Annotated in this window: 7 protein-coding genes and 1 pseudogene; 6 read left to right on the top strand and 2 right to left on the bottom strand. The window is 69.3% G+C overall.

All coding sequences use genetic code 11. The features are described 5' to 3' along the window. Positions 1-22: 22 nt before the first annotated feature. Complete coding sequence (locus tag OHA65_RS37995) at positions 23-1,990, bottom strand: DNA/RNA non-specific endonuclease (protein ID WP_327286403.1); 1,968 nt, start codon at positions 1,988-1,990, stop codon at positions 23-25. A gap of 369 nt (positions 1,991-2,359) precedes the next feature. Next, positions 2,360-5,707, bottom strand: a complete 3,348-nt coding sequence (locus OHA65_RS37990; protein WP_331736398.1) for an ALF repeat-containing protein — start codon at positions 5,705-5,707, stop codon at positions 2,360-2,362. Between the two features lie 469 nt (positions 5,708-6,176). On the opposite strand from OHA65_RS37990, the gene OHA65_RS37985 reads away from it, so the two are divergent. The 6 genes and pseudogenes from OHA65_RS37985 to OHA65_RS37960 all read left to right on the top strand — a co-directional run bounded on the left by OHA65_RS37985 (position 6,177) and on the right by OHA65_RS37960 (position 14,629). After that, positions 6,177-6,689, top strand: a complete 513-nt coding sequence (locus tag OHA65_RS37985; RefSeq protein ID WP_327286401.1) for a hypothetical protein — start codon at positions 6,177-6,179, stop codon at positions 6,687-6,689. 253 nt (positions 6,690-6,942) lie between these two features. After that, entirely contained in the window at positions 6,943-8,949 is a 2,007-nt protein-coding gene (locus tag OHA65_RS37980; RefSeq protein WP_331736396.1) for an RICIN domain-containing protein, read from the top strand. 73 nt (positions 8,950-9,022) lie between these two features. Beyond that, positions 9,023-11,347, top strand: coding sequence for an FG-GAP-like repeat-containing protein (locus OHA65_RS37975; RefSeq protein WP_331736394.1), 2,325 nt, complete (start codon positions 9,023-9,025; stop codon positions 11,345-11,347). A 188-nt stretch (positions 11,348-11,535) separates the two neighbouring features. Further along, a complete protein-coding gene (locus tag OHA65_RS37970) occupies positions 11,536-13,134 on the top strand; it encodes an FG-GAP-like repeat-containing protein (RefSeq protein ID WP_331736392.1) in 1,599 nt (532 codons plus the stop codon). A 153-nt stretch (positions 13,135-13,287) separates the two neighbouring features. After that, a pseudogene (locus tag OHA65_RS37965) lies at positions 13,288-13,442 on the top strand (IS5/IS1182 family transposase); the annotation flags it as partial. Positions 13,443-13,795: 353 nt separating this feature from the next. Further along, complete coding sequence (locus tag OHA65_RS37960; protein WP_327286397.1) at positions 13,796-14,629, top strand: PIG-L family deacetylase; 834 nt, start codon at positions 13,796-13,798, stop codon at positions 14,627-14,629. Positions 14,630-14,644 lie beyond the last annotated feature (15 nt).

The following is a 14,644-nucleotide window of genomic DNA, read 5'->3' as shown; positions in this document are numbered from 1 at the left end:
CGGTGGCACGAATCAGGCGGGTCTAGTTTCCGAGGTTCAGCTGTCCGGTGTTCTTCTGGGTGTTGGTGATGTAGACGTCGGGGAACAGCGGCTGCGACGTTCCGTCCGACCGCTCGACCCTAGCGCTCATCGTGACCGCCTGCGGAATCGTGCTGTCGCTGTTCAGGTAGTCCGGCGTCACCTGATAGAAGATCGCGTCGTTCGGCCCGAGGATGCCGCCGTCCTTGACCTCCCTCGCCGCCCTTTGAGCCACGGCCTCGTAGGTCCGCATGCTGGGCGTTCCGGTGTTCATCCCCGACTGCCAGCAGGGGACGAGGTTGTCCGGTCCGCCGTCGTTCTTTCCACCCTTGCCGCCGAGGACGTTGGGTATCAGATGGCACCGGGCGAGTCCGGCCGTGGTCGAGTTGGCCGTGCGGAACGCGTCGGCGTCCGCCCAGCCGGTGATGTCCCCCTCCGCCTCGGTGCCCTTCGGGGGCGCGATGCCCAGGCAAGCCTGCGCCCTTTCCGCCCGAGTACCCGCCGGACTCAGGGGTACGGTCTTGTTGACGTGCGGGACCGGTGCGGTGGTGTTCTTGATCCACCCGTTGCCGGAAGGGACCGAACCGGCGGGAGCGTTCTGACGGCAGACGGCCTGCGGTTCGGCGATCGAACCGCTGATCTCCACCTTGAACTGGTCGTCTTCCACCACTCGCTGGTTCTCGAAACCTTCGGCGAGCTGCGCCTCGGCTGCCTGCTTGTCCGCGAGCGGGACGTGGGCGCGCGCGCAAGGGCTGCTCGTGCCGCCGTCCAGCACGTCGGTGACCCACCCCCCGCGGGTGCTGTGACGGGGGAGGATCTCGGCGCACTGAGCGCCGTCGGTTCCGCCTTCACGGGTGACCGCGAAGGGGAACTCGCCGCAGCTGTCGTTCGAAACGAGGTCCGTCCGGGCCTGGAAGGTGCCGCAGGTCCGAGCCGTCCGGCCGGCTACGTCACCCTTGGCCCGGGTCAGCGGCTTGGCGCGTCCCCAGCCGTCGGGGAGATTGCTCTGGGCCCACAGGTAGCCGGCCGCCGCGGCTCCCGCGCCCTGCGGGGTCGGCTGGTCGCTCATCTTGACGACCGGCATGTAGCTGGGCACGACGCAGCCGGGGTCGGGAGCGGCGGAGGTGGTCGTGTCCCGGACGGCGTCGTCGCAGCGGATCTTCTCCGGGTTGCTCCAGGAGGCGTTCGGGTCCGTGATCTGGGCGCCGGGAGAGGTCACGAACAACTCGTACGACGTCGTGAAGTCGACCTTCGTGCCGGGAGCCGGGGTGGATTCGTAGACCACGTCTCCGTTGAGGACCTGGTCCTTGATGATGGTCTTACCCGTCCACCGGGGCGACTTGGTGACCTTGCAACCGGCCGAGCAGGCGGGCCTGAACCGCACGCTCAGGGTCGTGACGGCCCCGGTCGCGCCGGTCATGGTCACCCTGACGAATTCGCTCCACGTCGTGCCCTTGGCGGGCAGGACGGCGCTGCTCGAAACGTCCAGCGTGCCGGTGCCGATCTCCTTGTCGTTGCTGTCCTTGAGCGTGTACAGCACGGTCAGGCCGTGGACGCAGTAGGCAAAGCGGTTGTAGTACCACGTCCTGGGGGCTGCGAGCGCACAGCTGCCCGAGTCGGCGGCGGCAGCAGGCGCCGCCTGCGGTGCGGCAGCGAGGGACTTTCGCCCGGCCGGGGCCGCCGGGGTGGCGATCGAGGTGACACAGCCCTTTACGGCGCCCGCCTTGCGCTCGCGGGAGCCGGCTGGCGTGGGCCCGCAGCTCTCTCCGGGAGTCATCGTGGCGGGCCGGGTCTTGCCGGGGGCGGGAACGCCGGTCAGACCGTTCGGGTCGACGCTGCCCGCCTTGCGGGGGGACGCCTGCGCCGTCGGCGCCTGGCCGTCGGCGGCGGCGGCGGTCGCGGTGCCGGTCGCGGTGAGACTCCATGCGAGGAGGAGACCGGGAAGTATTCGTCTCCAGCGTGGTGAAATCATGTCTTCTCTCGGTAGGAAGTCGCCCCGAGCGACATCTGACTGGCTTCGCGATCAGTCGAGCGGAATCGCCTTCTGTCGCCCGGGGCGAGAAAGGGAACTACTGCTGCATTCCGTGCGGAATGCGCCTGTTTTTGACCGTCCGTCACGACCGTCTCGATGGGCGGCGACGTCGTCGTCGCGCCGAGGGATCCGGTTCCCGGAGCGGGTTCGGTACAGCGCTCGCCGGCCGGGGCCGGCCGGCGCGTCATGCCCGCCGTGTCGGGCCCGCCGACCGGCGGAAACGTTTCATCACAGGCCGACCCGCCCCCCGTGGTCGAAGGCCCGAGGCAAAGGGGCCGGCATGGCCAGGGGGTGGTGCTGGATCAGCTGTCAGGAGACGAGGTCGTAGAACATCTTGGATGCGGCCCCGGCGGCCTTTTCCACGGTTCGGACGACCGGCTTGGCCACGGCGGTGGCTGCGCGTCCGCCGCCTCGGGTGACGAGTCCCAGTGCCGCGCGGCCGGCGGATGAAACGAATTCACCGCTGGTGAAGCCGTATTCGATTCCGGTGGCGATTGCGCTGACTCCGGCGGCGACGACGGAAATGCCGAGGCAGACTGCGGCGATGCTGCCGAGGACGGGTGCCGCCGGGAAGAAGACGCAGGAGACGGCGAAGCCTGCTGCCAGGAGCCCTGCGGCCGTGCTCACCTTGTCGGCGGTGTCAGCCCACCATTTGGCGTCGTTCCACCATTCGTCCTTGCCGGGCTGGCTTCCCTTGGGGTTGACCGTGTCGTTGTTCGTCGTGTCCGAGGGGTTGTGGTTGGCGTCCCGGTCCTTCTGCGCCTGCTCGGCGGCGGCGCGTGCGGCTTCCCTCACTTCCGCCGTCCGCTTGTCCGCTGCGATCTGGCGTGCCTCGGCGGCGGCCGTGGCAGCGGTCTTGGCGTCCCGGCCGGCGTCGAGCTCGGACTGGTGGGCATTGGCGGCGGAGGCCTGGGCGCTGTTGGAGGAGGCCAGTGCGCTGCGGGCCGCGTCGATGGCGCGGTTGGCGGAGTGGTTCGCCGCGCGGGAGGCGCTCTGGGCGGTGGCGGCGGCGTCCTTGGCCTTGTTCGCCGAAGCCTGGGCGTCGGCGGCGGACTTGTCCGCGGAGTCCGCGTGCTTGCGGGCCTGCTCCTTGTAGTCATCGGCCAGTTTCGCCGAGTCCAGGGCTTTCTGGGCCCACTCCTGAGCCTTCTGGCCGGCGTCCCGGGCCACTGCCGCGACCTGGGAGGCGAGGGCCGCGTCCTTCTGGGCCTCCTGGGCGGTCTTGGCCGCTGCCGCGATCGCCGCCTGCATGGCGGCGGCGTGGCTGAGGGAGTCGTAGTCGAGCTGGGCGGCTCGGTGCCGGACGGATTCCACGAAGCGCCGGCGCATCCACGCGGGGCCCTCCATGGCCACCTCCGCGTAGGCCTTGGAGTACGCGTCGCCGCTGGCGATGATCGTCATGGTCGTGACGGCGTCGTCCTCTTCGACGGCCTCGGCGAGGTCCTCGTCGAAGAACTTCTGGAGGGCTTCCGGCGTGTTCTTGTTGAGCGCGTCGTTGGCGGCCTTGGTGACGGTCTTGCCGGGCTTCGCGTTCAGGATCTTCAGGATGTTGACCCTGTTGTCCTCGGCGCGCGACTTGATGACGCCGGAGGTGTTGAAGTCCCCTGCCGCGGGGACGCCGCCGGCGAGGGCCTGAGCCGCTGCCTTCGCGACGGCCGGCTCGGAGACCTGGGCGATGAAGAGGATCGTCTCGCGGTCGTCCTGGGACTCGGCGAGCTGCCGGTCGAGGTCGATCCAGGAGTGGACGTCGTAGTCGGATCCGGCGAGTGCGAAGCGGGCGGCCTGACGGGTCCAGATGCCCTTGGAATCCAGCAGTGCGATGGCTGCCTGGCGGCCGAGCGCGGCGGCGGCGGTGAGGTCGTCGTTGCCGAGGGCCTGCTCCGCCTTGGTTATGAGGTCCTTCGTGGCCTGGGCGGTCTGCTGTGCCTGGGTGCGCTTGTTCAGGGCGGCAGCGCGCTCGCTCTTGTCCAGCTGGGCGAGCTGCGCGGCTTCCTTCATGCCTTCCAGCTTGTCGGCCGCCAGCGTGGCCGCCTCGGCTGCGCGGGCGTTCTTCTCCACGGTCAGCGCGTCGGCGATCGCCTGCGTCGCGAGGTTCGCCGCCTTGACCGCCTCGTCGGCGTACGCGGTGGACTTGTTCGCGAAGTCGATGGCCTGGCCGGCGTACTTGACGGCTTCTTCGGCCGCATCGGCAGCCTTCTCGGCGTGCCCGGCGGCGGACTTGGCCGCAGCGTTCGCCCTGCGCGCGGCCTGCGCCGCGGTCGAGGCCAGTGCCTGGGCCGTGGAGGCGGCGTTGGTCGCCTGGTTGGCGGCGTCGGAGGCGATCGCGGCCTGGCGCTTGGCCTCGGCAGCCTCGCCCTGGGCGACGCCGGAGGCGTCAGCCGCCTGGGCGGAGGCCTTGGCGGCGGCCGCGGCGTCACGGGCCGCGTCGGCGGCGGCCAGGCCGGCGCTCGCGGACTGCTCGGAAGCGACGGCTGCGTCGTCGGCCGCCTTGGCAGCGGAGTACGCCTTCGCGGCAGCGTCGCGGGCGGCGACGGCCGCGTCCTTCGCCTCGTTGGTCTTCGTCGCGTCCTTCGACGCGGCGATCGCGGCGTTGTAGGCGCGAGTGGCCGCCGATCCGGCGGCGGCTGCCGCCTGGGAGGCCGCCGTGGCCGCCCAGGACGCCCGCTGGGACGCCTGGACCGCGGCGGAGGAGGCACGGATGGCCGTCCGGGCTGCGGACGCGGCGCCGCTGGCGGCGGTGGCGGCCTGGCGGGCCGCCTCGGCGGACCTGCGGACGTCGTCCCGTGCCTTCTCGGCTTCGGCCGCAGCCGTTTCGGCCTTCTCCTTGGCCTTGCCCGCAGCTGTCGTCGCCCGCTCGGAGGCCTCGACGGCAAGGTCGGTCTGCTCCCGGGCACGCGCGCTCTCGCGCTCGACGATGGCGACCAACTGCGCGATGGTGGCGGCTTCCTGGTCGCGGGCCCGGGCGATGTACTGGCCGGTGTCGAGGTACCACTGCATGTCGTCCGCGGTCCCGCTCAGGGCGCGGTTCGCGTACTTCTTGAGCTCCGGGCCGGCCGTCGCGAGGCTGCGGATGACCTCTACCCGGGTGTCCTCCAGCCTGGCGTTGTACTGGCCGGTGAGCAAGAACTGCTCCAGCGCCTGGTCGGTGCCGGCGGTCAGCGCGGCGTTGCCGTCCCGCTTGACGCTCTTTCCACCGTTGGCCATGACGCTGAGGGTGGTGACCCGCATGTCCTCGGTGACCGAGGAGCGGAAGCCGTCCTTGACGAACGTGGATATCGCCTCGTCGCCACCGGTGAGGGCGGCGCTCGCGTCCCTTCGAACGCTCTTGCCCCCGTTGCCCAGGTAGGTGAACGCGGCGACACGGTTGTCGGTCCGTGTGGCCTTCGGCAGCTGCTCGGTGAGGAAGGTCGTGATCTCCTGGTCGGTGCCGCCGAGTACGTAGGCAGCCGCCTGCTTGACCGAGCGGCCGCCCAGGATCCACGCCTTGACGACCTTGGCCCGATCCGTGTCCGGAAGCGTCAGCGCGTCGCCGGCCGGCGCGGCCGCGCCAGTGGCCGCCCGGACCGGGGTGGTGAACAGCCAGGGGGTGGAGACGGCGGCTGCGCTCGCTGCGAGAGCGGTCGTGAATCGACGCCGACTCCAAAATGTTTCCTGCACGGAAGAACCTCTCTGATTTTGATTCCTCGTCGAGGCCGAGGCTGACACCCGCCCGAGATTCTCCATCGGACGGCGATGACTCGACCATATGCAGCGCTCACGCCCGGAACACACTCGGCCGGAACCCAACTATCGCCGCGCCCGAAGAATGGCTGGATCTCGACTATGGATTTTCGAAAAATCGTCACAACCATTCAATAAGGTGGCGCAAGTCACACGCAGACTCACCGGTATGTCCAGATATGGGACTCATATCCCATTGGCTGGAACGCGAATGTCTTGGTTTCATTCAGAAGATCGCCAGCCACTTGCACACGCTTCGAAGCTATCTCGTTTCAAGTGCGCCATAAATCATGCCCAGCGGAACTCGCAATTCCGGTCGCGCCCCACATGCGGGCGCATCGATCTCACGCACAGAGCACGTGCATACGGCTCGCGAACCCCACCTGGATCGACACTAAGGACGAAAATGAAGGCACGTAGCACAATCCTGCGGATCGTCGGCGCGGCTCTGGGAACCGGCGCTCTGACCTGGGTCGCCGTGGGTGGAGTGACCGGCGGAACCGGTCCGGAGAACCTCGCGACGCAGTCGATCGCCGATGAGGGACCGGGTTATGCCGTCGAGGACTTCTCTTACCCGAACGCCGACAAGATCCTCGCCGAGCAGAAGATCAAGCTGAAGAGCGGAAACGGCCGAATCCTCCTCGCCGAGTGCACCGGCGCACCCGAACTGATGGAGGTCTTCTCCCACCAGAACGAGAAGGTCTGTTTCCGCGTCACCGGGGACAAGGGCTACCTCAGCTTGGAAATCCCGGCCGTCTTCGGAGTCAAGGGAAACAACTACGCGGCGCAGGTGGAAATGTCCGCCGGCACCGAGCAGAAGACGTTCAACGTCGACAGGAACGCCTGGACGGCCGTCGGCGAGACCGCAGATGGGCAGGGTCGCGATTTCATGCTTCTGGAGATCCGGACTTCCAAGTAATGGCCTCGGGGACGCCCTGAGACAGCCGAACGCAGGACCCAACAATCTCGGCTGCTGTTCCCCGCCCCGAAAACCCCGGCTTTCCGGTCTGGTCATTCATGTTCTCCCAGGCCCGGAGCAACTCGATCGCCGGCCGGGGACGCTCCACGCTCCCGACCCGCGTCCAGTGAGTCGATGACTCGCCTGGCCGTCTCCGCACCATGGCCCGGCCGGGCAAGGCCCTGCTTCTTCGCACACCCAAAAAAGGATCTTCATGTCCGTACATGGTTCACGCACCGCGTGGGCTGCCGCCCTGCTTTCCGCCGCAGTGGGGGGTGGACTGCTCACCGCCGGTCCCGCCACGGCCCTCAGCGGCAGCGATGCTCCGGGCAGCGGCTACGCCTTCGCCGCGAAACTCAACGTGGGTGACAAAGCGTCCTGTTCGGGGGCGTTGGTCGATGCCCAGTGGGTGATCACCGCCGCGTCCTGTTTCCGCAACGGCTCCGCCGCGGTCCCGGCCGGCAAGCCCGCCCTGAAGACCACCGTCACCGTGGGACGCACCGATCTCACGCAGTCCACGGGCACCGTGGTCGAAGCGGCGGAGCTCGTTCCGCACGCGGACCGCGACCTGGTGATGGTGAAGCTCGCCTGGCGGGTCGTCGGGGTGGAGCCGGTCAAGGTCGCCACCACCGCCCCGTTGGCGGGCGAGCAACTCACGTCTTTGGGGTTCGGGCGGACGAAGACGGAATGGGTCCCGGACAAGGCGCACACCGGGGTCTTCACCGTGGCCTCCGTCGACGGTGGCACGCTCGGCCTGAACGCATCGGGCGGCGCGGTGGTCTGCAAGGGTGACGCCGGCGGTCCGGCTCTTCGTCAGACGGACGGCGGTCCCGAGCTGGCGGCGGTCAATTCTCGTTCCTGGCAGGGCGGCTGTCTGGGCACGGACGCGGCCGAGACCCGCACCGGGGCGCTCGACGTCCGTGTCGACGACGTGGCGGCCTGGGTGGACCAGGTCCGCAAGACCACTCCCGCGGTGCGTCTGGCGTCCGTGGTGCCCAACGTCACCAAGGTGATGGGGACGGGCGACTTCAACCAGGACGGCCGTACGGACATCGCCGCCGTCACCACTGACGGCAACCTGCACACCTTCGCCGGCCGTCCCGACGGCACCTTCGAGTACGGCCGCCCGCTGTGGCGGGCCGACGGCAGCTGGGGTCCCGCCAAGAAGATCATCGGGGGTGACTTCAACGGCGACGGGTTCACCGACATCGCCTCCGTCTGGAGCAACGGCGCTCTGCGCCTGTACGCGGGCCGGTCCGACGGCAGCCTGGCCGACGGCAAGGCGATGTGGGCGGACGCGAGCACCAACTGGGACGCCATGCGGCAACTCGACCGCTACCGGGCGCCGGGCTCCGACCGCGACGGGCTCATCGCCGTCTGGGGTACGGGTGACGCCAAGGGGTCCCTGCACGCGTACTCCACGACCGCGGACGGCGTGCTGACCAGCCAGAGCCGCAAGATGTGGCCGGACAACACCTGGCTGGGCATCCAGAAGATCACCACCGGCGACTTCAACAACGACGGCCGCGACGACGTCGTGGCCATCGCCTCCGACGGCGCCCTGCGCCGCTACAGCGGCGACGCCGCCGGCGGCCTCGACACCGGCGTCTCCATGTGGCACGACACCGCCTGGAACAACATGCCCGTCCTGTTGTCCGGTGACTTCAACGGCGACGGCAAGACCGACCTCGGCGGTCTGTGGAGCAACCAGCAGCGCTTCAACTTCTACCGGGGCAACGGACAGGGCGCCGTCGCCCCGGGCGCCAACGCCTGGCCCTCTCCCCTCCCCCTGCCCGCAGGCGGTCAGATCCGCAACATGAACAGCGGCAAGTGCCTGGAGATCTCCGACTCCAGCAAGGACGACGACGCCCCCGCCCAGCAGTGGACCTGCGGCGCGCAGGCCGGCGCGAAGTGGGAGCTCCGCCCCACGGCCACCGCAGGTGTCTACCAGATCGTGAACGTGAACAGCGGCAAGTGTCTGGAGATCATCAACTCCATCAAGGACAACGGCGCCCGTGCGCAGCAGTACACCTGCCACGACATCCCCACCATGCTCTGGACGATCAAGCAGGCCGGCAGCACCGTCAGCCTGAACATCAGCAACGTCAACAGCGGCAAGACCCTGGAGATCTCCGACTCCAGCAAGGACAACGGCGCCCCCGCCCAGCAGTGGGAGCACTCCTCCGACCCGTCCTTCGCCACTCAGAGCTGGTACCTGTAACCAGCCTTCTCGGGCGTCGCGGCAGTCCCGGACCGACAGCCCCGGCCCACCCCACTGCTCTAAGGAAAGCCACATGTCTGCACCCCGTCCGCGGACCGCGCGGATGACCGGCCTGCTCGCAGCCGCCACCGCCGTCGCAGCCGGTCTCACCACCGCCGGATCCGCCCAGGCCCTCACGGGCCCCGAGGCCCCGACCGGCCAGTACGCATCCGTCGTCAAGCTGAACATCGGCGACGACGCCAACGGCCGTGCGTGCACCGCGGCGCTCGTCAACGAGTGGTGGGTCGCCACCGCCGCCAGCTGCTTCGCCCCCGCCCCGGGCCAGCAGGTTCCGGCCGGGAAGCCCGCCCTGAAGTCGACGGTCACCCTCGCGGACGGCCGGGCCCTCGAAGTGTCCGAACTCGTCCCGCGCACCGATCGCGACGTGGTCCTCGCCCGTCTGGGGGTGCCCGCCCGAGGCGCGGCCACGGTCAAACCCGCCGCCACCCTCCCTGCCGCCGGCGCGGACCTCACCGCCGCCGGTTTCGGCCGGACGAAGACCGAGTGGGTACCCGACAAGCTCCACACCGGTGCCTTCACGGTCAATGCGACCGACGCCACCACCCTGACCATCACCGGCAAGGGCACCGACGCGATCTGCAAGGGCGACACCGGAGGTCCGCTGCTGAACGCGGCCGGGGAGCTCGTCGGCGTCAACAGCCGGTCCTGGCAGGGCGGCTGCCTCGGCACCAACCCCGCCGAGACCCGTACCGGCGCCGTCTCCGCCCGTACCGACGACCTCGGCGAGTGGATCGCCACGGTCACCGACCCGCTTCTGGTCCGCTCCGGTCAGATCATCGAGTCGGGCACGACCCTCGTCGGCAAGAACCTCAAGCTCTCCATGCAGGCAGACGGCAACCTGGTCATCTACCACAACAGCGGTGGTGAGGGTAAGGGCGCTGCGCTCTGGTCCTCCAACACCTACGGCAACCCGGGCGCGTACGCGATCATGCAGGCCGACGGCAACTTCGCCGTCTACACGAAGACCGGTGGGGACGGCAAGGGCGGTCACCTCTGGTCCACCGCCACCTTCGGCAACGCCGGCGCGTACCTGCGCTTCCAGGACGACGGCAACCTCGTCGTGTACAAGAAGGACGGCGGGGAGGGTACCGGCGGCGGCCTGTGGTCGTCGGAGACCGGGATGCGCCCGAACACCCTGCCCAGCGACGGCCGCTACCCGGCCGGTTTCTGGATGGACAGCCCCGCCAAGATCTTCGTCATGGCCCGCGACGGCCGCCTGTACGTCTGGGACAAGAGCCAGGCCAAGCAGGTGTGGAGTTCCGACGTCGCCGGCGGCGACGGCTCCTACCTCTCCATGCAGCGCGACGGCAACCTCGTCGCCTACCGCAAGGGCGGCGGCGACGGAACAGGCAATTCCTACTGGTCCACCGCCACCTACGGCAACACCGGCGCGTACCTCACCTTCCAGAACGACGGCAACCTCGTCGTCTACCGGAAGGACGGCGGCGAGGGCAAGGGCGGCGCCCTCTGGGCCAGCGGAACCGTCCCCACCGACCCGCGTCCTTCCGCCGCGGTGAACGAGGCCGGCGGCAGTGACCGGGTGCGCTGGGCCGACTTCGACGGCGACCGCAAGCCCGACTACATCACCATCGCCGACAACGGTGCCGTGTCCGTGTGGCTGAACCACGGCGGTGACCCCGCCGGTGCGAACGGCTGGCAGGGCCTGGGCCAGGTCGCGTCCGGTACGACCACCGATCGCTCCCGGGTGCGTCTGGCCGACTTCGACGGGGACGGCAAGGCCGACTACCTCGTCATCAATGCCAACGGCTCCGTGAACGCATGGCTCAACCGCGGGGGCGACAAGGTCGCGCCGTGGAAGGCCCTCGGTCAGGTCGCGACCGGCGTCACCACGGACCAGAGCAAGGTCCGCTTCGCCGACTGGGACGGCGACGGCCGCACCGACTACCTCGTCTTCAACGACACCGGCGCCGTCGACGTCTACCTCAACCGCGGCGGCGACCAGGTCGCCCCCTGGCAGGGCATCGGCCGAGTGACGACGGGTGCCACCACCGACCGCAACCGGGTGCGGTTCGCCGACTCCGACGGCGACGGCAAGGCCGACTACTACGTCGTCAAGCCCGACGGCAAGGTCGACCTCTTCCTCAACCGCGGCGGTGACGTCGTCCCGAACAACGGCTGGAGCGTCGTCGGCCAGGTCACGGGCGGACAGACCACCGACCACACCAAGGTCCAGTTCGTCGACTTCAACTCAGACACCCACGCCGACTACGTCCTCGCCGGTGCCGGCAGCAGCGCCTCCGTCCTCGCATGGAACGGCGGTGACCCGGCCGGCGCCAAGGGCTGGACCGACCTCGGCAAGGTCGCCAGCGGCGCCTGACCGTACCCGTATCACTGCTGCTCTGCTCTGCTCTGATCTGCACTGCACTGCACTGCACTGCACTGCACTGCACTGCGGTTGCACTCGGTCGCACTGCCCGCCGTCCGTTCCCTCGCCCCGCGTGGAGGACGGACGGCGGGCACTTTTGTTTCCGGACTCCGTTCTTTCCCTGAAGGGCCGTCACCCTGATGAAGCGCACCACCCCACTCGGCCTCGTCCTGCTGGCGGGCGTCGCGACCGCACTCGGCCTCGGCGCCTCACCGGCCGCCGCAGCCGTCCAGCCCGCCCCACCCCTGGTGAGGATCATGCCGCTCGGTGACTCGATCACCGCGGGCGCGGGCAGTTCCCACGGCGCCGGATACCGCTCGGAGCTGTGGGGCCTGATCGAGGGCCAGGCACGCTACACACCCGACTTCGTCGGCTCCCGCTCCTTCGGCAACGTCAGCGACCCCGACAACGAGGGTCACAGCGGCTGGACCATCGACGACGTCCGCTCGAACATCGACCGCTGGCAGACCGCAGCCGACCCCGACGTCGTCCTGCTACACCTGGGCATCAACGACCTCAACACCCATCACGCCGACCCTGCGGACGCTGCACGGCGACTGTCCTCACTCGTCGACCGCATCGTCGCCAATCGACCCGGGGTGACCGTCATCGTCCAGGGCCTGCTCACCGACACCCCGGGGCTCGAACCACAGACGCGGGCTTTCAATGCCGCCCTCCGTGGCCAGGAAGCGGCGCGCCGCGCCCGCGGCGAGCGGTTCCGTTTCGTTGAACCGCCCCGCCTGGACGTCGCGGCCGAGTTGCCCGACCACCTGCACCCCAATGACGCCGGCTACCGCAAGATGGCCCTGGCGTACCGCGACGGCCTGGAGCAGTCCGTCACCGACGGCTGGGCCGTGCGGCCGCGCGGGCCGCGGGCCGGTACGGAGACGGGCGGCGCCGGCCCCGTACGGTGGGCGGACTTCGACGGCGACGGACGTCCCGATTACCTCACCATCGCGGACAGCGGTGAGGTGCGGGCCTGGCGCAACGAAGGCGGGAAGCCGGGTGGCGGCTGGAAGGCGCTCGGCGCCGTCGCCACCGGCACGACGAGGGACCGTACGCGGGTGCATCTGGCCGACTTCGACGGAGACGGCAGGAGCGACTACTGGGTCGTCAACTCCGACGGGTCCGTCAACGTGTGGCTCAACCGCGGCGGCGACCCCGCGGGAGCAGGCGGGTGGCAGGGCATCGGCAAGGTGGCCACCGGCACGACGATCCGTCCCGAACAGGTCCGTGTGGCCGACTTCGACGGAGACGGCAGGGCCGACTACCTCACCATCGCCGACAACGGCGCCGTCCACGCGTACCTCAACCGCGGCGGCGACGGGGTGGGCGACACCGGCTGGCGCGACATCGGCCAGGTGGCCACCGGCACCACGACGGACCGGAGCCGGGTGCGGCTGGCCGACTACGACGGCGACGGCAGGGCCGATTACTGGATGATCAGCGCCAGCGGCAGCGTCACCACCTATCTCAACCGCGGCGGGGACAGCCACGGCGGCTGGAAGTACCTCGGGCAGACCGCAACCGGCCTCACCACCGACCACGACAAGGTCCAGCTGTCCGACTTCGACGGGGACAGCCACGCCGACTACCTCCTCACCGGCTCCGACGGCAGCATCGGCATCCACCTCTTCGACGGGGGCGACCCCTCCGGGCCCCACGGCTGGAATCCCATCGGCACCGTCATCGACGCCACGCCCAAGGAAACCCGGACGCTACCCCCTTCAGTCGGATGACGCCGTTTCCTAAGGATCATCTGATCGTCGGTTGATGTGTGTCGTTGACGGACGCGCAGTGGGCGCGGATCGAGCCGTTGCTGCCGGACCGAACGCCTCGGCGGGGTGGGCGGTGGCGGGAACACCACGCCGGGCCAGGCTGGTGACGCACCGATCCGCCGGCATCTGCGGCGGCGCGGGATCCGGGCAGTGATCCCGCGACCGGCGGACCAGACGCGAACCGCAGGCGGCTCGGCAAGCGCGGCGGTCGTCCGCCGGCCGTCGACCGCGAGGCCTACAAACAGCGGAACACCGTCGAGCGGTGCATCTAGCGACCCTGCGCCTGCTTGCCCGCTGGGTGGACACGGCAACTGTGGAGAAGGTCCGATCCCGACGGCCGCCGCCTGGACGGGCGACGGGCCGATGTCTCGCACGCACCTACCGGTTGGCAGCGTTGAACTACCGGCGGCAGGCCGAGGACTCGAAAGTAGCGAGGATCGGCCGTGCCGGCCGGGAACAGCTGGACCAGTCGGAACAGTTGCACCAACCGAGTAGCTGGCGCCGCACGAGCGGGGAGCACGGAGATCACAGAGTCGTCCGCCTCACCAGGATCTGCGGGCCCCAGCGTCGCGGTACCCGCCGCGCACTCAACCAAGACGTACTTCTACAGGAGGACTTTTTCATGACTGACCGGCCCTTGACACTCATGGCAGTACACGCCCACCCCGACGACGAGGCCACCGGAACCGGAGGGGTCCTGGCGCGGTACGCGGCGGAAGGCATCCGCACGGTTTTGGTGACATGTACCGACGGCGGATGCGGTGACGGACCTGGAGGCGTCAAGCCGGGCGATCCCGAGCACGATCCGGCGGCCGTCGCCTTGATGCGCCGTCAAGAACTCAAGGCGAGCTGTGACGTCCTGAACGTCAGCGACCTGGAGTTGCTGGACTATGCCGACTCCGGGATGGTGGGCTGGCCGAGCAACGACGCCCCCGAATCCTTCTGGCAGACCCCCGTGGAGACGGGTGCGGCCCGGCTTGCCGAACTCATGCGGCACTACCGACCCGATGTGGTCGTCACTTACGACGAGAACGGCTTCTACGGCCACCCCGACCACATCCAGGCCCACCGCATCACGATGGCGGCGCTGGAGATGACCGAGCTGACACCGAAGGTGTACTGGACGACGATGCCCCGCTCGGTCATGCGGCGGTTCGGCGAGATCATGCGCGAGTTTCATGAGGACATGCCGGAGCCGGATCCGGCCGAGGCCGCCGCGATGGCCAAGATCGGTCTCCCCGACGATGAGATCACCACGTGGGTGGACACCCTCGCGTTCAGCGGTCAGAAGTTCGATGCGCTGGCAGCGCACGCCAGTCAGGGCGAGAACATCTTCTTCCTCAAGATGGGCAAGGAGAGGTTCGGCCAGTTGATGGGCATGGAGACCTTCGTACGGGTCAAGGACTCCACCGGCGCGGCCGTACCCGAGAACGATCTTTTCGCCGGACTGCGCTGACCTCACCCGTCCAAC

The sequence above is a fragment of the Streptomyces sp. NBC_00045 genome (assembly GCF_045041095.1).
GTDB lineage: Bacteria > Actinomycetota > Actinomycetes > Streptomycetales > Streptomycetaceae > Streptomyces.
Note: the sequence above shows the minus strand (reverse complement) of the source record. Positions and strands in the feature narration are given on the sequence as shown.